Source organism: Acidovorax sp. GW823-FHT01C06, from assembly GCF_058798375.1.
This window is the reverse complement of the sequence record NZ_JBXAKN010000001.1, coordinates 972908-990734: the sequence shown is the minus strand read 5'-3', so window position 1 is coordinate 990734 and position 17827 is coordinate 972908. Positions and strand designations below refer to the sequence as shown.

Genomic DNA, 17827 nt, shown 5'->3' with positions numbered 1-17827 from the left:
AGCTGCTGGCGCTTGATGGACAAGCGCCAGCGGCCAAAAAACCTCAAAAATACAACCCAGCAATGGAGACACATGCTCGATACCGCCATCTACATCGGGCGTTTTGAACCCGTGCACAACGGCCACATCGCGCTGCTGCGGCGCGCGCTCGACAGCGCGCAGCAGGTCATCGTGGTGGTGGGCTCGGCCTGGCAGGCGCGCTCGCCCAAGAACCCCTTCACCTGGCAGGAGCGCGAAGCCATGCTGCTGATGGCGCTGCCCGAGGCCGACCGCAGCCGCGTGCAGGTGCTGCCCATGCGCGACTACTACAACGAGGCCGTGTGGGTGCAGGCCGTGCGCCAGGGTGTGGCGCGTTTGACCGCACCGAATGCGCGCACCGGGCTGGTGGGCCACTTCAAGGACGCCACCAGCGGCTACCTGAGCGCGTTCCCCGGCTGGGAGCTCATCCATGTGGAGCGCCAGGGCCCCATCGACGCCACGGCCATCCGTGACGCCTGGTTTGGTGCGAGCCCCGACACCGTTCCCTCCGCCCTCGCCCCCCTGGCCAACCAGATGCCCCCCAGCACCCTGGCCACGCTGGTCCAGTTCGCGCAGACCCCGCACTACCTGGCGCTGCAGCAGGAGTGGCGGATGCTGCGCGGCTACCGCCAGGCCTGGGCGGCCGCGCCCTATCCGCCCGTGTTCGTGACGGTGGACGCCGTGCTGCGCTGCCGCGACCATGTGCTGCTGATACGCCGCGCCCACGCCCCCGGCAAGGGCCAGCTGGCGGTGCCCGGCGGTTTCATCGAACAGCGCGAGACCGTGTGGCAGTCGTGCCTGCGCGAACTGGTGGAAGAAACCCACTGCCACCTGCCCGAGGCCACCATGCGCGCCGCCCTGCAGTCGGTGGCCGTGTTCGACCACCCCGACCGCAGCCAGCGCGGGCGCACGCTCACGCATGCGCACTACTTCGATCTGGGGGACGCGCCCTTTCCCGTGGTGCAGGCCGATGACGATGCGATGCTGGTGCAGTGGACGCCCATCGGCCAGCTGGCGGGCCTGGAAGAGGAGTTCTTTGAAGACCACTTCCACATGCTGGACCACTTCCTGGGGCTGACGGAACTGCACTGACGGCGCAGGGCCGCATTTCGGGCAAGAACTGCTGCCGGCGCTTGTCCATCAAGCGCTGACAGCTATCATTCAGATAGCATCAAGTCCCCGCCCGCTCGAGCATGGCATGCAGCAGCACGTTGCACCCCGCCGTGATGTGCTCGGGCTTGGCATCCTCGATCTCGTTGTGGCTGATCCCGTCCTTGCACGGGATGAAGATCATGCCGCTGGGCGCCAGCTTGGCCATGTACACGGCATCGTGCCCCGCGCCCGAGACAGCGGGCATGTGGCTGTAACCGAGCTTGGCGGCCGCGCGGCCCACGGCCTCCACGCAGTTCTCGTGGAAGGCCTGGGCCGGGTAGCTGGACACCATCTCGATGTGCACCTGCACGCCGTGTTCCTGGGCCACCTGCCCGGCCAGGGCCTTCACCTCGGCGGCCATCTGGTCCACGAGTTCGTCGGTGCTGTTGCGCAGGTCGATGCTGAACTTGACCCGCCCGGGAATCACGTTGCGGCTGTTCGGGAACACCTGCACCATGCCCACGGTGCCGCGTCCGTGCGGCGGGTGGCGGTGGGCTGCCGCCACCACGTCCTGCATGATGCGCGTGGCGGCCAGCATCGCATCCTTGCGCAGCGCCATGGGCGTGGGGCCGGCGTGGGCTTCCATGCCGGTCACGGTGCAGTCGAACCAGCGGATGCCCAGCACGCCGCTGACCACGCCGATGGTCTTGTCGTTGTCTTCCAGCACCGGGCCTTGCTCGATGTGGGTTTCGAAATACGCGCCGATGGGGTGGTCGCCGGGTTCCTGGTCGCCCACGTAGCCGATGCGTTCCAGCTCGCCCTTCACGGTCTTGCCCTCGGTGTCGGTGGCGGCGTAGGCGTGCTCCAGCGTGAAGGCCTTGGCGAACACGCCCGAGCCCATCATCACGGGCACGAAGCGGCTGCCTTCTTCGTTGGTCCAGAACGCGACTTCGATGGGCGCCTCGGTCTCGATGCCGTGGTCGTTGAGCGTGCGCACCACCTCGATGCCCGCCAGCACGCCGTAGTTGCCGTCGAACTTGCCGCCCGTGGGCTGGGTGTCGATGTGGCTGCCGGTCATGATGGGCGGCAGGCTGTTGTTGCGCCCGGGGCGGCGCATGAAGCCGTTGCCGATCTTGTCGATGGTCACCGTCATGCCCGCCTCGCGCGCCCAGCGGGTGACGAGATCGCGGCCCTGCTTGTCCAGGTCGGTGAGGGTCAGGCGGCACACGCCGCCCTTGGGGGTGGCGCCGATCTGGGCCAGTTCCATGAGCGAATCCCACAGGCGCTGGCCGTTGATGCGCAGGTTCTCAATATCGGGTTTGACTTTGGTGTCCATGGTGTTCTCCAGAGGCATTGAATCGGTCAGCGAGTCCATCAACGTGCGACAGCGGTAGGCGCCAGGTCCTGCGCACGCTTTTGCACGGCCTGGAAGTTGGCGCCGAACGCGGGGCGCTTGATGTAGCGGCCCTTGCCCTGCTCGGCCCGCAGGTCGCCGTTGGCGAACACCACGCGGCCCTGGCTGATGGTGTGGCTCGGGATGCCGCGCACGGTGCGGCCTTCAAAAATGTTGAAGTCGCCCTTGCTGAACTGCGTCTTGGCCGAGAAGGTCTTGGTGCCTTCAGGGTCCCACAGCACCAGGTCGGCGTCGGCACCCTCGCCGATGAAGCCCTTGCGCGGGTAGATGTTGAACAGCTTGGCGCAGTTGGCCGAGGTGATGGCCACGAACTCGGAGGGCGTGAGGCGCCCGGTGTTCACGCCCGCATCCCAGATGGCGGCCATGCGCTCTTCCACCCCGCCCGTGCCGTTGGGGATCTTGGCGAAGTTGTCCTTGCCTGCCGCCTTCTGCGCGGCGCAGAAGGTGCAGTGGTCCGTGGCGGTGGTGTGCAGCTGGCCCGACTGCAGGCCGCGCCACAGCGCCTCCTGGTGGACCTTGGGGCGAAAGGGCGGGCTCATCACATAGGCGGCGGCCTTGGCGAAGTCCGGGTCGCGGTACACGCTGTCGTCTACCAGCAGGTGCCCCGCCAGCACCTCGCCGTACACACGCTGGCCGCGCGCGCGGGCGCGGGCGATGGCGTCGGCCGACTCCATGCAGCTCACATGCACCACGTAGATGGGCACGCCCAGCACGTCGGCAATGGCGATGGCGCGGTTGGCGGCCTCGGCCTCGACCATGGGCGGGCGCGAGAGCGGGTGACCCTCGGGGCCGGTGATGCCCATCTTGGCGACCTCCTGCTGCAGCAGGTACACCAGCTCGCCGTTTTCGGCGTGCACCGTGGGCATGGCGCCCAGCTCCAGCGCGCGCTTGAAGCTGTTCACCAGGGTTTCGTCGTCGCACATGATGGCGTTCTTGTAGGCCATGAAGTGCTTGAAGCTGTTCACGCCTTCCTGCTGCACCAGGGTGCCCATGTCGGCGCGCACCTGCTCGCTCCACCAGGTGATGGCGACATGGAAGGAATAGTCGGCAGCCGACTTCTCGGCCCAGCCGCGCCACTTGCGGTAGGCGTCGAGGATGGGCTCCTGCGGGTCGGGAATCACGAAGTCGATGATGCTCGTGGTGCCCCCGGCCAGGCCCGCGGCCGTGCCGGTGAAGAAGTCGTCCATGGTGACGGTGCCCATGAACGGCAATTGCATGTGCGTGTGCGGATCGATCCCGCCAGGCAGCACGTACTGGCCGCTGGCGTCCAGGGTCTGTGCGCCCGCGGGGGCCTGCGCCGCCACGCTCTCGCCCACGGCCACGATGCGGCCGTCCACGCACAGCACATCGGCCGGCTGCTCGCGGTCGGCATTGACCACGGTTCCACCGCGGATCACAAGGGCTTGGGTCATGGGGATCTCCTTCAGGGATGCAGATCAAAAAGAGGCCCTGCGCTGGCACCAGGCCCAGGCAGGGCCGGAGGTCATTGCTTTTTCTTCGCGGTCAGGTAGTAGTAGGTGCCGGCCACGGCCAGGCTGAAGAACCAGCCCGAATCGAACAGGGTGAGCCAGATGGCGGGCATGCTGGCCTTGTCCACCACGCCCGACACCGCCAGATAGCCCGGCAGGCACGGCAGCACGCCCAGGAAGAAGGCCATGAGCGCATGCAGGTTCCAGCCGTTGCTGTATTCGTACTCGCCGCCGCGGCGGTACAGGTCATCCACCTTCAGCTCGCTCTTGCGCACCAGGTAGTAGTCCACCAGCAGGATGCCCGCGATCGCGCCCAGCAGCGTGCCGTAGCCGCCCAGCCAGGTGAAGAGGTAGCCGCCTGATGTGGCCAGGATCTTCCAGGGCATGAACACGAGCCCGATCAGCGCGGCGATGATGCCGCCCATGCGAAAGCTGATCCTGGTAGGCGCGCACTGGCTGAAATCATAGGAAGGCGACACCAGGTTGGCGGCCACGTTGGTGGTCAGGTTGGCCAGCAGGATCACCAGCAGGCCCAGGCCGGCCGCCACGCTGCCCATCTGGGTCAACAGGCCGTCGGGGAACAGCTGGGCCTTGCCGTACAGGATGGCCGACGCGGAAAAGCCGATGACGCCCACCATCGAGAACAGCGCCATGGGAATCGGCAGGCCGATGGCCTGGCCCAGGACCTGGTCCTTCTGCGATCTGGCGAAACGCGTGAAGTCCGGAATGTTGAGCGCCAGCGTGGCCCAGAAGCCCACCAGCCCGGTGAGCGCGGCCCAGGTCTTGGGCCCGCCTTCCACCACCTTGGCGGGCAGGTTGAAGAGCTGGCCCGAGGGCACCCGCACCATGAGCACCACCACCAGCAGGATGGAGGCGGCGATCATCAGCGGCGCGGCGATCACCTCCAGCTTGCGGATGGATTCCGGCCCTCGCCAAATGAACCAGATGTGCACCGCCCAGAAGGCGAGGAAACACATGAACTGCGAGGTGCTGATGGTCTGGCCATCGGCCGGCCCCGCGAGGTTCATGCCCACGATGTTCAGGAAGCCATGCAGCGCCAGCGCACCAAAGTAGCAGTTGATGGAGAACCAGCCGCAGGCCACCAGGCCGCGCAGCACGGCGGGCAGGTTGGCGCCCTTCACGCCGAACGATGCGCGGGCGAGCACCGGAAACGGCACGCCGTACCTGGGGCCCACGCGCCCGATGAGTACCATGGGCACCAGCACGATGCAGTTGGCCAGGAACACCAGCCACACGGCCATTTGCCAGGAGAAGCCCTGGTCCAGCATGGAGCTGGCCATGGTGTAGGTGGGCACGCAGACCACCATGCCCACCCAGAGCGCGGCAAAGTCCTTCCAGGTCCAGTGCCGCTGCGCGGCGGTGGTGGGGAGCAAATCTTCGTTGGCCAGCGTGTTGGATGCTGCGCCGGGCATCAGCCCCGCCACATGGGCAGCGCCACCGGTACTGTTCGTCATGCCTGTACTCCTGTCAAAGACCTCATTGGGGTTGCACACAACCCGCTGTCTGGTCCGGCGCCCCGGTGCATTCAGATGCGGGCCAAAGGAAGCGAGCGATGCTATAGATCACGCAAGGACCGCACCAGATGCAGCGCAGCACGCGTTGCGAACGCGCACCACATCGGGCGCCTCCAGCGTCATGCCGCCGCCGGCACGCGCTGCGGGTTGTTGGGGTGCGTCGTCCAGTTGGCGTATTCACCGGTGACCGTCTTGCCCGTGCGCACATCCACCTCGCCGGGCTCCAGCGCGCGCATGGTGATGCACTCAGGCACGGGGCAGATCGACACGCACAGGTTGCAGCCCACGCATTCGGCCTCGTTGATCTCGAACTTGCGCACGCCACCGTCCTTGGTGAAGGTGATGGCCTGGTGCGAGGTGTCTTCGCACACCACATGGCAGCGGCCGCACTGGATGCAGGCATCCTGGTTGATGACGGCTTTCTCAATGTGGTTGAGGTTGAGGTTCTTCCAGTCCTTGACGGTGGGCACGGCCTGGCCCTTGAAGTCGTCGAGCGTGGCGTAGCCGTGCTCATCCATGAAGTTCGACAGCCCGTCGCACATGTCCTGCACGATCTTGAAACCGTAGACCATGGCCGCCGTGCACACCTGCACCGTGCCGCAGCCCAGGGCGATGTATTCGGCCGCGTCGCGCCAGGTGGTGATGCCGCCGATGCCGCTGATGGGCAGGCCGGCGGTCTGCGCGTCGCGCGCGATCTCTGCCACCATGTTCAGCGCGATGGGCTTGACGGCCGGGCCGCAATAGCCCCCGTGCGAGCCCCAGCCGTCGGTGCTGGGGCTCATCACCATGCGGTCCAGGTCCACGCCCATCACGGAGTTGATGGTGTTGATGAGCGACACCGCGTCCGCCCCGCCCGCCTTGGCCGCGCGCGCCGGGTGCCGCACGTCGGTGATGTTGGGGGTGAGCTTCACGATGACCGGCAGGCGGCTGTAGTGCTTGCACCAGGCCGTGACCATCTGGATGTACTCGGGCACCTGGCCCACGGCGGCGCCCATGCCGCGCTCGCTCATGCCGTGCGGGCAGCCGAAGTTGAGCTCGATGCCGTCGGCGCCGGTGTCCTCGACGAGCGGCAAAATGCTCTTCCAGCTCTGCTCCTCGCAGGGCACCATGAGCGAGACGATCATGGCGCGGTCGGGCCAGTTGCGTTTGACGCGCTTGATCTCTTCCAGGTTGGTGTGCAGCGGCCGGTCGGTGATGAGCTCGATGTTGTTCAGGCCGATCACGCGGCGGTCTTGCGACATCAGCGTGGAGTAGCGCGGGCCGTTGACGTTGACCACGGCCGGGTCTTCGCCCAGCGTCTTCCAGACCACGCCGCCCCAACCGGCTTCGAAGGCGCGGGTGACGTTGATCTCTTTGTCGGTGGGCGGTGCGGAGGCCAGCCAGAAGGGGTTGGGGCTTTGGATGCCCAGAAAATTGCTGCGAATGTCTGCCATGGGGTGCTCCCGTGAGTTGCAGTTGACGACGTCAGGCCACGAGTGCCACGGGCACGCTCAGCGCTTGATGCATGGAGACAGCGGCGACCTTGCCGTGCTCCACCGCCTCCACCGTGAGGTCGCGGCCACCCACGCGGCAGTCGCCTCCGGCCCAGACGCGCGCCAGACTGGTGCGGCCCTCCAGGTCCGTCACAATGCGCCCGGCTTCCAGCGCGATGGAGGCACCCACCGGCTCGGCCACAAAGGTCTGGCCGATGGCCTTGAGCACCATGTCGGCCTCCAGCATGAAGGTCTCGCCGGTTTCCACCAACTTGCCGCCACTCAGCGCCGTGGCGGCAAAACGCACGCCCTTGACAACACCGCCTTCGCTCAGCACCTCTTTCGGTGCAGCCCAGTGGCGGATGGTCACACCATTCGTCTGCGCCCACTGCTGCTCCACAGCGGACGCCGACATGGCCTCTGCGCCGCGACGGTAGACGATGGTCACTTCTTCGGCGCCCAGCTTGCGCGACTGCACGGCGGCGTCCACCGCCGTCATGCCGCCGCCGATCACCACCACGCGGCGGCCCACGGGCAGGGTGGACAGGTCGCCGCTCTGGCGCAGCTCGGCGATGAAGTCCACCGCATTGCGCAGGCCTGTCGCCGCAGGCTCGGCAATGCCCAGGGCATTCACGCCCTGCAGGCCCAGGCCCAGGAACACCGCATCGTAGGCGCCCAGCAGGCTGTCGAGCGTGATGTCACGGCCCAGCTGCTGGCCCGTGCGCACCTCGATACCGCCGATGGACAGCAGCCACTCCACTTCCTTCTGCGCGAAGTTGTGGGTCGTCTTGTAGCTGGCCAGGCCGTATTCATTCAGGCCGCCCAGCTTGGGGCGCGCCTCGAACAGCACCACGTCATGGCCGCGCACGGCCAAGCCGTGGGCACATGCCAGGCCAGCCGGCCCTGCGCCCACCACCGCCACGCGGCGGCCGGTGGAGGCTGCGCGCTGGAACAACGGTGCGCCCGGGCTGGCAAAGAATGCATCGGTGGCGTAGCGCTGCAGCGAGCCGATCTCCACCGGCTTGTCCTCGTTGGTGTTGCGCACGCAGGCCTGCTCGCACAGCACCTCGGTGGGGCACACGCGGGCGCACATGCCGCCCAGCGGGTTGGCCTGCAGGATGGCGCGGGCCGCGCCCCGGTTGTTGTCCTGCGCGATGCGATGGATGAAGGACGGGATGTCGATGCCCGTGGGGCATGCCGTGGCGCACGGAGCGTCGTGGCAGTAGTAGCAGCGTTCGGCTTCGATCAGCGCCTGCGGGCGGGTGAGCGGCGGGTGCGCGTCGCTGAAGTTGCGGGCGTAGTCGGCCAGGTTCAGGCGCGCGGCATGTATGCCGCAGGCACGGCTTGCGGGTGTGTCCATCAGTCTTGCTCCGGAAGGTTCGGGGTGGAGATCCAGGCATGCGCGGCACGGGCCGCCCCGCGCCCTGGGGCTTTGTGGCACCTGTGGCGGGCATGCCGCGTGCCAGCCAACGCAGCGCAAGCCAGAATGCTTGCGCCCGCGAACTTCGGAGGTTTCATCGTGGTCCTCGCTGTGGGGTGCAGGTGCCCGCCGCTTTATTTGCCGCGGTGCCCTGCGATGTGGGTCAATTTACCAACCCGTAAAAATTTACCAATTGGTAAAATCCCTAGAGCAAGCGCCATGCCAGCCAATTGCCAGTCTTCGAGGCCTCGCTTGTTCCACAATGGTGCGATGACAGACGCCCGCCAGTCCCCTCCAGATCCCGCCGCGCCCCCGCGGGCCAAGGCACCGAGATCCCCCGCCCCCGACGACACGGCCGCCACCCGCGCGCCCACGGCATCCCGCCTGCTCAAGGAGCAGGGCATCCTGGCGGAGGCCGAGAACCACTTCGCGCAATTCGGCTTCGAAGGCGCCTCGCTGGAGAACATAGCGGCCGCCATCGGCATCAGCCGCCACAACCTGCTGTACTACTTTCCGAGCAAGGAAGCGCTGTACCAGCGTGTGCTGGACGACGTGCTCACCCAGTGGCTGGCCGGCATGGAGGACCTTTCGCACAGCGAAGATCCCCAGCAGGCCCTGCGCCGCTACATCCGCGCCAAGCTTCAATACTCGCGCGTGCACCCCCAGGGAGCCAAGGTATTCACCAAAGAGGTGATTGCCGGCGCACCACGCTATGGCAAGGCCATCCGCGAGCGCGTCGGCCCGCTGCTCAAGACCGAGGTGCGCACTTTCGAGCGCTGGGCGCGCGAAGGCCGCATCGCCAAGGTGAACTTCACCCATCTGATGTTCATCATCTGGTCCGTGACGCAGGCCTATGCGGAACAGGAAGCGCAATTCGCCTTGTTGCTGGGCAAGCCGTCACTGACCGAACGCGACTATGAAAACGCCGAAGCGTTGATCGTGCGCATGGTGCTGAGCGCGCTTGCGCCGGATGCCGTGGCCTGACCCGCCGCCGGGGCCCCGAAGGCGTGCAGCGTGAAGACCGCCCCCAGGGCCCCCCAAACCGCTACTCAATCCGTAGCACGAGGCCATGCAGAGGCGGGCGCCACCAGCAGATCTTCTCGGTAGGGGTTCTTGCCGGCGCGCCGCGACGCCAATGCTCCCCAGGCCGCCCACACGCCTTCGTTGCGCCTTCACGCCTGCCGCTGCTGCCACAGCACGTCCAGCACATGCTGGGTCGCCCGCTCCACAGCCCCTGCCCGGTGCGCGATGCCTAGTGGCCGCCACAGTGCGGGACGCAGCGCCAGCATGCGGATGTGCGGGTCCAGTGGCACGGCCGCGGACGCCTCGTGCGGCAACAGGGTGGCCCCATAACCCGCCGCCACCAGGCTCTTGATGGCATCGTTGTAGTTGAGCTGGATGCGCGCCTTGGGATGCCTGCCCGCCAGGGCGAGCCACTCGCTGGCCAGGCGCGACAGGCTGGTGCCCACGTCGTTGAGGATCAGCGGCTGGCTCGCCAGCCACTGCGGCGTCGCACACCGGGGTGCGGGCCATGCGGCCGGAACAAACGCCATCACCGGGTCACGCCGCCACGGCAGCACCTTGACACCTTGCACGGCGCCCTGCGGGAGCGCGACAAGGCCCACATCCAGCGAGCCGTTGGCCAAGCGCGCCATGGTCTCCTGCGAAGTGAGCACCGCCACCTGCACGTCAATGCCGGGGTGATGCTGCCCGACCACCTCCAGCGCCCGGGGCAGCAGGTGCGCAATGACACCGGTGGAGGCACCCAGCCGCACGCGGCCCGACAGGCCCTGGACCTGCCGCTGCACGACGTCCAGCGCCTCCTCGGCATCCGCCAGCAGGCGGCGCGCCCTCTCGACCAGGGATTCGCCCACGCCGGAGGGTTTCACTTCGCCACGCTTGCGCACGAGCAGGGGCGCGCCTATCTGCGCCTCCAGGTCGGCGACATGCAGGCTGACCGTGGGCGCGGCAAGGTGCAACACGCGGGCGGCCTCGGCGAACGAGCCGAGGTCGGCAATGGTGACCAGCGTGCGCAGACGGTCCAGATTGAGTTCGCGCATGACGTTCAGTAAAACTGATGCTGATGTTTGTGAAATTCAACTTTTCAAATTCTATGCCTCCGTTGAAGATTCCGTACCCACATTCACACACCAGGAACACCCCATGAGCGCTCCCCTTGTTTTCATCGATGGCGACCAGGGCACCACCGGGCTGCAGATCCACGACCGCCTGCGCCATCGCACAGACCTGCGCCTGCTGACGCTGCCCGAGGGCGAGCGCAAGGACGCGGCCCGGCGGACCGAGGCCATCAACAGCTGCGACGTCGCAATCCTCTGCCTGCCGGATGCCCCGGCGCGGGAAGCGGCCGCCGCCGTCGTCAACCCCTCGGTCCGCGTGATCGATGCGAGTTCCGCGCACCGCACCGCCCCCGGCTGGGTCTACGGATTTCCCGAAATGGACAAAGAGCAGGCCGCGCGAATCGCCCGCGCCCGGCGCGTGAGCAATCCCGGCTGCTATCCCACCGGTGCCGTCGCCCTGCTGCGGCCTCTGGTACAGGCGGGCCTGCTGCCTGCGGACCACCCCGTCACCATCCACGCAGTCTCTGGCTATTCAGGTGGCGGCCGGGCGCGCGTGGAGGAGCATGAAGGCGCCCACACCGCCAACGCGCCGGCCTTCCAGATCTACGGCCTGCAGCTGGAACACAAGCACACGCCCGAGATCGCCCTGCATGCAGGCCTGTCTGAGCGCCCGTTCTTCCTGCCCGCCTATGGCTCTTTTCGCCAGGGCATTGCGCTCACCATTCCCCTCTTGCTGCGGCAGCTGCCTGCGGGCACGACGGGCAGGCACTTGCACGCCTGCCTCGCGCGCCACTTCGCTGGCGCGGCGCATGTCGACGTCATGGACCTTGCCCAGGCCGAGGCGGCCGAGCACCTGGATCCGCAGGCCCTCAATGGCACCAACCAGCTGCAGTTGGGGGTCTTCGCCAACGACCGCCATGGACAGGTGCTTCTGACCGCGGTGTTCGACAACCTGGGCAAAGGGGCTTCAGGGGCCGCGGTTCAGAACCTGGAATTGATGCTGGATCAGCGTTTGAGTTGAGCAGAGGTGTAGACATCGCCATATCGGACGATCTGTGTCCTATAGTAGATGACCGTCCCGAACCGATCGCCGTTTCAAGCAGCGCAGCTCTTGTACCAAGCGAAGAGCCCATCGCGCTCGGGGTGAAGCTCCAGTTAGCCGGACCTCAAATACCTTTGCGCCAGCGCGGTGCGCAGGCTCCAACGATCTCTCGATCATCGACGTGCTGATGCCACACGCATGGTTCTATGCGAGATTCGGCACCCAGCTTTGCCGCGTCCAGTAACTGACAGACCGACTGCATGGGGTAGAGGCAATGCTGAGCGTTGAGGTGAGCGGACGCTACGGACGGTCCGATTGAATGCCCATGTCATTCTTCAGCGCGGATATGTAGTAAGCGCCGTCACAGCGAGGGCCGACATGAAGCGCCCAGGTTTTAGCAGGAGGCCATTCCTCGCGACAGGGCGCGTGGCGGCTCCCGGGCTCTCAAGGCGCCTTTGCTGAACGGTCACAACGACCTCTCACCTTCTGCCGCTTAAGCTTGTTCGAGAAGCGCGCGCGGAACGGCGCGGGGAACGGCGCGTGCCCAAGGACGATTCAGCGTAGCTCCAGGCGCATCCTCCAGTTGGAAGGTGCTCACGGCTTCGGTGAGTTGCTGGGCCTGCAGCTCCAGGCTCTTGGCGGCGGCGGCGCTTTGCTCCACCAGAGCCGCGTTCTGCTGCGTGGCGTGGTCCATCTGGTTGACGGCCTGGCCGATCTGGGAAATGCCCGTGCTCTGCTCGGAGCTGGCGGAGCTGATCTCGCCCACGATGTCCGTCACCCGCTTGATCGCGCCCACAACCTCGACCATGGTCTGCCCGGCTTGATCCACCAGGCCCGTGCCCACGGACACCTTCTCCACGCTTTCGTTGATCAGCGCCTTGATCTCCTTGGCGGCGCTGGCGCTGCGCTGCGCGAGATTGCGCACCTCGGTGGCCACCACAGCAAAGCCTCGGCCCTGCTCGCCGGCGCGGGCTGCCTCTACCGCGGCGTTCAGCGCCAGGATATTGGTCTGGAAGGCAATGCCATCGATCACACCGATGATGTCCGAGATCTTGCGCGAGCTGTCGTTGATGTCCCGCATCGTGGTGACGACCTTGGAGACCACCTCGCCGCCCCGTGTGGCCACGGCGGATGCGCTGATGGCCAGCTGATCGGCCATCTTGGCGTTCTCGGCGTTGTTGCGGATCGTGGAGGTGAACTCTTCCATGGTGGCGGCGGTCTGCTGCAAAGCGCTGGCCTGCTCTTCGGTGCGCTGGCTCAGGTCTGCGTTGCCCATGGCGATCTCGCTCGTGCCGGTGGAGATGGAGTCGGTGGCGCCCCGTACCTTGCTCACGATGCTGGCCAGGTTCTGCTGCATGGCACTCAGCGATGCCAGCACGCTGCCGCCGGGGGCTGCGCTCGCCCCCGCAATGCTGGACAGGTTGCCGCCCGCCACCTTGCTGGCGGCACTGCTCAGTGCATCGGGCTCGGCACCCAGGGCCCTCAGCACTCCGCGGGTGATGGCCACCCCGCATGCCACCGCCATCACGGTGGCCAGCAATGCCAGGCCGATCAAGAGCCGGCGCTGGAATTCGAAATCGGCCTCGGAGGAATCCACCAGCTGTTTGGAGCGCTCATCGGTTGTCTTTTGGTACTCGTCGGTCTTGGCAATCAGGGCGGCGAGAAGCGGCCGGCACTCGTCATTGATTTTCGCAATGGCTTCGTCCTTTTTGTCGGCCATCGCCAAATCGACGATGGACAGGGCCACCGGCCCATATGACTGCTCGATCTTTGCGAGTTCGGCCACCAGCGTCCTGACGTTGACTGGAATGCCTGGGCCTTCTACCGCCTGTTTGAGCAGGGCCAGGCGTTTTTGGACGTCTTCGTGGGCTTTGACGACAGCCGCCTTTTCCGCGTCGCGTTCTGCAGGCTTGGTCGCCAGCACCATGTTCCGGGCGGCCACGGCGCGCGCGTCGACGGCGCTCCGTATTCCTTGGGCCAGATGTGCCCGTGCGTCGATACCGGTCACGAAGTCATGAAATTGCGTCTTGGCGCTGCTCATGTCCTTGATGGCGAACGCGGACAGGACCACGATAAGCACCACCATCAAGCCAAACGACAGTGCCAACCTCGCCCGCATCGTCATGTTCTGAAAACCCATCGCAGTCCCCCAATGTTCATCTGCGTTATGGTCAGTAGATTTGTAATATTTTGTCAATAGACAACAGCTATTGTGATGAAGGATATGGATTCAGTGTTCATTGCTGCGCTGCCACGTGACCCATGTGCGGAGAAATAGATCACACCGGGACACGGCATTCCCCCCGGGGATCACCGCTTCGGCCCGCCCCACTGCTCGCAAGGGCTTGATCGTTCTTGGCACCACCAACATCATTCCACCGACTGTTCGGCAGCTGCAAGGCCTGGCCTCACCGCTGCAGACCAGGCCGTTGCTCAGACCCCTTTCAGGCCTCTTCGCGCAGCGACGCCCTGAGGATCTTTCCCACCGGCGACTTGGGCAATTGCTCGCGGAAAACGATCTGGCGTGGCACCTTGTAGGCCGTGAGCTGGGTGCGGCAGTGGCGCTCCACGTCCTCTGCGTTGAGCGCCGGGTTGCGCGCGACCACGAAGGCGCGCACGGCCTCGCCGGTGCCGGCATCCGGCACACCGATGACGGCGGCCTCGGCGATGTCGGTGTGGGCCGCGAGCACGTCTTCCACCTCGTTCGGGTAAACGTTGAAGCCGGACACCAGAATCATGTCCTTCTTGCGGTCCACGATGCGGATGAAACCGCCCTCCTCCAGCTGCGCAATGTCGCCCGTGTGCAGCCAGCCGTCCCGGATCGCGCTGGCACTATCTTCCTGCGCATGCAGGTAGCCGGCCACCACCTGCGGCCCTTGCACCAGCAACTCGCCGCGCTCGCCCTGGGGCAGATCGCGCCCCTGGTCATCGACGATGCGCACCCGGCAGCCCGGCATGGGCACGCCCACGGTGCCCAGGCGCGGCGTAGCCGAGGGCGGGTTGCACGAGACGATGCACGATGTCTCGGTCATGCCGTAGCCCTCCAGGATGGGGCAGACCACCGCCTGCCAGGCCTGCGCGGTCGACGTGCGCAGGGCCGTGCCACCCGAGAAGGTGTAGCGCAGCTTCGGTGGCCTGGCCTGGAACCAGGGCTCGGCCAGCAGGCCGGCGAACAGCGTGTCCACCCCGGCAGTCCACTGCACGTCGAACTGCTCGAAGGTCTTTTGCAGGTTGGACATGGGGCGCGGGTTGGGCACCAGCAGGTTGCGTGCACCGACCTCGAAGAACACCAGGAAGTTCACCATAAAGGCGAACACGTGGTACATGGGCAGCACGGTGAGCATGGTCTCGCCCTGCTTCGGCCCATCGTAGGCGTCGAGAAAATCGCGCGTGATGCGCAAGGTGGCCAGGATGTTGCTGTGCGTGATCACTGCGCCCTTGCTGCGCCCGGTGGTGCCGCCCGTGTACTGGTACACCGCCACGGGGTGGCTGCGGTGTTCGACGGGCTCCAGCGCCTGCCCGCGCACCAGCGCGTCGGCCATGCGCGGCAGCGGCGCCGCGGTGGCGGTCATGGGCTTGTCTCCTGTCTCTTCTTTTTATGAACGCATCAGGCCTTGGCTTTGAACGCTGGGAGCTTGTCACCCAGCCGCGCGCCCATTTCGGCACCCAGCGCCTGCAGGCCGCTCAGGGGGCGCACCATGACTTCGAACTCAGTGATCTGCCCCTCTTCATTGAAGCGCACCAGATCGATGCCCTTGAGCTGCTTGTCGCCCACGCGCGCGCTGAACTCCAGCACGATGTTCAGGCCCTCGTCGGTGGCCAGCTGGCGGTGGTAGGTGAAGTCTTCGAACACCTGGATCACGGTGGACAGGGCCAGCATCAGCGCCGGGGCCGAGGTGTAGGCCGTGTTCGCCATGGGCGAGCGGAACACCGCGTCCGGGTGCACGATGCTCAGCAGGTTCGACAGGTCGCGGCTGGCCACCATGTGGTGCCAGGTGTCGAGCGAGCGGGCGACGGCGGGGTGGATGTTCTTCAAGGCTTCAGTCATGGGATGTCTCCTGGGGTGGTTTTCAAAGAAATCAGATCGAGGCTGCAAGCGTCGTGCCCTGCAGGATGGCGCGCTTGGCGTCGAGCTCGGCGGCCACATCGGCACCGCCGATGAGGTGCGCGCTCTGGCCCGCGGCCAGCAGCACGTCGTACAGTTCGCGCAGCGGCTCCTGGCCGGCACAGACCACGATGTGGTCGACATCGAGCACGCGCGGCTGGCCGTCGATGGTGATGTGCAGACCGGCGTCGTCCACGCGCTCGTAGGCCACGCCCGAGCTCATGCCCACGTTGCGCGCCTTGAGCGAGGTGCGGTGGATCCAGCCCGTGGTCTTGCCCAACTGGTCGCCCACCTTGCTGGCCTTGCGCTGCAGCAGATGCACGTGGCGCGCGGGCGCCTCCACCTGCGCGGCGCGCAGGCCGCCAGCCTGGGCATAGGCGGTGTCGATGCCCCATTCGTCGTTGAACTTGGCGGGCGCCAGGGCCCCGCTCTCGCCTTCGTGCGTGAGGTACTCGCCCACGTCGAAGCCGATGCCGCCCGCGCCGATCACCGCCACGCGCTGGCCCACGGGCTGCTTGTCGCGCAACACGTCCAGGTAGCTCAGCACCTTGGGGTGGGTGATGCCGTCGATGTCGGGCGTGCGCGGCCGGATGCCCGTGGCCACAACCACCTCGTCATAGCCCTGGCCAACCAGCTCCTGCGCGGCCACGCGGGTGGAAAGGCGCACCTCCACGCCATGCAGCTCCAGCTGGCGGCGGTAGTAGCGCAGGGTCTCGTAGAACTCCTCCTTGCCCGGCACCTGCTTGGCGATGTTGAGCTGGCCGCCGATCTCGCTGCCCGCATCGAACAGCACCACCGCATGGCCCCGCTGCGCGGCCGTGACGGCAAAGCTCAGGCCGGCAGGGCCGGCGCCGACCACAGCGATGCGCTTCTTGGCGGCGGTGGGCGCGATGACCAGCTCCGTCTCGTGGCAGGCACGGGGGTTGACCAGGCAACTGGTGATCTTGCCGCCGAAAGTGTGGTCCAGGCAGGCCTGGTTGCAGGCGATGCAGGTGTTGATCTCGTCGGCCCGGCCCTGGCGTGCCTTGCGCACGAAATCGGCGTCGGCCAGCAGCGGCCGCGCCATGGAGACCATGTCGGCGCAGCCCTCGGCCAGCAGGCGCTCGGCCACCTCGGGCGTGTTGATGCGGTTGGAGGTGATGAGCGGTATGCCCACCCGCCCCATCACCTGCTTCGTCACCCACGCATAGGCCGCGCGCGGCACCTTGGTGGCGATGGTTGGGATGCGCGCCTCGTGCCAGCCGATGCCGGTGTTGAGGATGGTGGCGCCCGCCGCCTCGATGGCCTGGGCGAGCTGTATCACCTCGGCCAGCGTGGAGCCGCCCTCCACCAGGTCGAGCATGGACAGGCGGTAGATGATGATGAAATTCGGCCCCACCCGCTCGCGCGTGCGCCGCACGATCTCCACCGGAAAGCGCATGCGATTGGCATAGCTGCCGCCCCATTCGTCATCGCGGTGGTTGCTGCGCGCTGCGATGAACTCGTTGATCAGGTAGCCCTCGGAGCCCATGACCTCCACCCCGTCGTAGCCCGCGTGCTGGGCCAGCGCGGCGCAGCGCGCGAAGTCTTCGATGGTCTGCTCCACCTCTTCCGCCGTGAGCGCGTGCGGCACGTGGGGGTTGATGGGTGCGCGCAGCGCGCTCGGGGCCACCAGGTCGCGGTGGTAGGCATAGCGGCCGAAGTGCAGGATCTGCATGGCGATCTTGCCGCCCTCGGCGTGCACGGCCTGCGTCACCTTGCGGTGCTGCCCGGCCTCGTGTTCGTTGACCAGCATGGCCCCGCCCTGCATGGGCCGGCCGCGCTCATTGGGCGCAATGCCGCCGGTCACGATGAGCCCCACCTCGCCACGCGCCCGCTCGGCATAGAAGGCCGCCATGCGCTCGAAGCCGTTGGCCACCTCCTCCAGCCCCACGTGCATGGAGCCCATGAGCACGCGGTTCCTGAGCGTGGTGAAGCCCAGGTCCAGCGGGGCATGCAGGTGGGGATAGGGACTGCCGCTACCAGCAGCCTGTGGAGCCGGGGAAGGTTTCGGGACGGCGTTCATCGGGGGTCTCCTTGTTTATGCAACCAGTTGCATAAATATAGCCAGCATCACGCATTTATGCAACTGGTTGCGTAAACAATGGAGAGCAGTCCCGATTCAGGCAAGATGGCGAACTACGCAGCTTTCTCCGGCGCCCTC

Annotated in this window: 13 protein-coding genes; 3 read left to right on the top strand and 10 right to left on the bottom strand. The window is 66.6% G+C overall.

Features of this window, described 5'->3' with window-relative positions; genetic code table 11:
• The first annotated feature begins 72 nt into the window (after positions 1–72).
• The gene (locus AC1RCS_RS04465; RefSeq protein WP_218293396.1) at positions 73–1110 is read left to right on the top strand and encodes a bifunctional nicotinamide-nucleotide adenylyltransferase/Nudix hydroxylase; all 1038 of its coding nucleotides are present in this window, start codon (positions 73–75) and stop codon (positions 1108–1110) included.
• A 79-nt stretch (positions 1111–1189) separates the two neighbouring features.
• On the opposite strand, the gene AC1RCS_RS04460 is transcribed toward AC1RCS_RS04465, so the two are convergent.
• The 5 genes from AC1RCS_RS04460 to AC1RCS_RS04440 form a co-directional block, all read right to left on the bottom strand.
• The gene (locus AC1RCS_RS04460) at positions 1190–2446 is read right to left on the bottom strand and encodes a Zn-dependent hydrolase (RefSeq protein ID WP_218340362.1); all 1257 of its coding nucleotides are present in this window, start codon (positions 2444–2446) and stop codon (positions 1190–1192) included.
• A 38-nt stretch (positions 2447–2484) separates the two neighbouring features.
• Positions 2485–3936, bottom strand: a complete 1452-nt coding sequence (gene hydA, locus AC1RCS_RS04455; protein WP_218340363.1) for a dihydropyrimidinase — start codon at positions 3934–3936, stop codon at positions 2485–2487.
• Between the two features lie 71 nt (positions 3937–4007).
• Complete coding sequence (locus AC1RCS_RS04450) at positions 4008–5468, bottom strand: NCS1 family nucleobase:cation symporter-1 (RefSeq protein WP_218340364.1); 1461 nt, start codon at positions 5466–5468, stop codon at positions 4008–4010.
• Positions 5469–5647: 179 nt separating this feature from the next.
• On the bottom strand, positions 5648–6961 hold the full coding sequence (gene preA, locus AC1RCS_RS04445; protein WP_218340365.1) for an NAD-dependent dihydropyrimidine dehydrogenase subunit PreA: 1314 nt from the start codon (positions 6959–6961) through the stop codon (positions 5648–5650).
• Between the two features lie 31 nt (positions 6962–6992).
• On the bottom strand, positions 6993–8360 hold the full coding sequence (locus AC1RCS_RS04440; RefSeq protein WP_492244406.1) for an NAD(P)-dependent oxidoreductase: 1368 nt from the start codon (positions 8358–8360) through the stop codon (positions 6993–6995).
• Positions 8361–8690: 330 nt separating this feature from the next.
• Here AC1RCS_RS04440 and AC1RCS_RS04435 point away from each other — a divergent pair, with 330 nt between their 5' ends.
• Complete coding sequence (locus AC1RCS_RS04435; protein WP_492244405.1) at positions 8691–9404, top strand: TetR family transcriptional regulator C-terminal domain-containing protein; 714 nt, start codon at positions 8691–8693, stop codon at positions 9402–9404.
• Between the two features lie 188 nt (positions 9405–9592).
• Here AC1RCS_RS04435 and AC1RCS_RS04430 read toward each other — a convergent pair whose 3' ends face one another.
• Positions 9593–10480 carry a LysR family transcriptional regulator gene (locus AC1RCS_RS04430; RefSeq protein ID WP_492244404.1) on the bottom strand — a complete coding sequence of 296 codons (888 nt, stop codon included), beginning with the start codon at positions 10478–10480 and terminating at the stop codon, positions 9593–9595.
• Between the two features lie 103 nt (positions 10481–10583).
• Between AC1RCS_RS04430 and argC the strand changes: the two genes are divergently transcribed.
• Positions 10584–11519, top strand: a complete 936-nt coding sequence (argC, locus tag AC1RCS_RS04425; protein WP_492244511.1) for an N-acetyl-gamma-glutamyl-phosphate reductase — start codon at positions 10584–10586, stop codon at positions 11517–11519.
• A 514-nt stretch (positions 11520–12033) separates the two neighbouring features.
• Here the strand turns inward: argC and AC1RCS_RS04420 are convergent.
• The 4 genes from AC1RCS_RS04420 to AC1RCS_RS04405 all read right to left on the bottom strand — a co-directional run bounded on the left by AC1RCS_RS04420 (position 12034) and on the right by AC1RCS_RS04405 (position 17689).
• Positions 12034–13680, bottom strand: a complete 1647-nt coding sequence (locus AC1RCS_RS04420) for a methyl-accepting chemotaxis protein (protein WP_492244403.1) — start codon at positions 13678–13680, stop codon at positions 12034–12036.
• Positions 13681–13984: 304 nt separating this feature from the next.
• The gene (locus AC1RCS_RS04415) at positions 13985–15112 is read right to left on the bottom strand and encodes an AMP-binding protein (protein ID WP_492244402.1); all 1128 of its coding nucleotides are present in this window, start codon (positions 15110–15112) and stop codon (positions 13985–13987) included.
• Positions 15113–15147: 35 nt separating this feature from the next.
• A complete protein-coding gene (locus tag AC1RCS_RS04410; protein WP_492244401.1) occupies positions 15148–15588 on the bottom strand; it encodes a nuclear transport factor 2 family protein in 441 nt (146 codons plus the stop codon).
• A gap of 31 nt (positions 15589–15619) precedes the next feature.
• Positions 15620–17689: an oxidoreductase gene (locus AC1RCS_RS04405; RefSeq protein ID WP_492244400.1), complete on the bottom strand. Its 2070-nt coding sequence runs from the start codon at positions 17687–17689 to the stop codon at positions 15620–15622.
• Between the last annotated feature and the right edge of the window lie 138 nt (positions 17690–17827).

What these genes read in the sequence shown, in the direction of transcription:
- AC1RCS_RS04440 (WP_492244406.1), bottom strand. Translation starts at nt 8,360, where the DNA reads ATGGACACACCCGCAAGCCGTGCCTGCGGCATACATGCCGCGCGCCTG.
- AC1RCS_RS04460 (WP_218340362.1), bottom strand. Translation starts at nt 2,446, where the DNA reads ATGGACACCAAAGTCAAACCCGATATTGAGAACCTGCGCATCAACGGC.
- hydA (WP_218340363.1), bottom strand. Translation starts at nt 3,936, where the DNA reads ATGACCCAAGCCCTTGTGATCCGCGGTGGAACCGTGGTCAATGCCGAC.
- AC1RCS_RS04430 (WP_492244404.1), bottom strand. Translation starts at nt 10,480, where the DNA reads ATGCGCGAACTCAATCTGGACCGTCTGCGCACGCTGGTCACCATTGCC.
- preA (WP_218340365.1), bottom strand. Translation starts at nt 6,961, where the DNA reads ATGGCAGACATTCGCAGCAATTTTCTGGGCATCCAAAGCCCCAACCCC.
- AC1RCS_RS04410 (WP_492244401.1), bottom strand. Translation starts at nt 15,588, where the DNA reads ATGACTGAAGCCTTGAAGAACATCCACCCCGCCGTCGCCCGCTCGCTC.
- AC1RCS_RS04420 (WP_492244403.1), bottom strand. Translation starts at nt 13,680, where the DNA reads ATGGGTTTTCAGAACATGACGATGCGGGCGAGGTTGGCACTGTCGTTT.
- AC1RCS_RS04435 (WP_492244405.1), top strand. Translation starts at nt 8,691, where the DNA reads ATGACAGACGCCCGCCAGTCCCCTCCAGATCCCGCCGCGCCCCCGCGG.
- AC1RCS_RS04415 (WP_492244402.1), bottom strand. Translation starts at nt 15,112, where the DNA reads ATGACCGCCACCGCGGCGCCGCTGCCGCGCATGGCCGACGCGCTGGTG.
- AC1RCS_RS04405 (WP_492244400.1), bottom strand. Translation starts at nt 17,689, where the DNA reads ATGAACGCCGTCCCGAAACCTTCCCCGGCTCCACAGGCTGCTGGTAGC.
- AC1RCS_RS04465 (WP_218293396.1), top strand. Translation starts at nt 73, where the DNA reads ATGCTCGATACCGCCATCTACATCGGGCGTTTTGAACCCGTGCACAAC.
- argC (WP_492244511.1), top strand. Translation starts at nt 10,584, where the DNA reads ATGAGCGCTCCCCTTGTTTTCATCGATGGCGACCAGGGCACCACCGGG.
- AC1RCS_RS04450 (WP_218340364.1), bottom strand. Translation starts at nt 5,468, where the DNA reads ATGACGAACAGTACCGGTGGCGCTGCCCATGTGGCGGGGCTGATGCCC.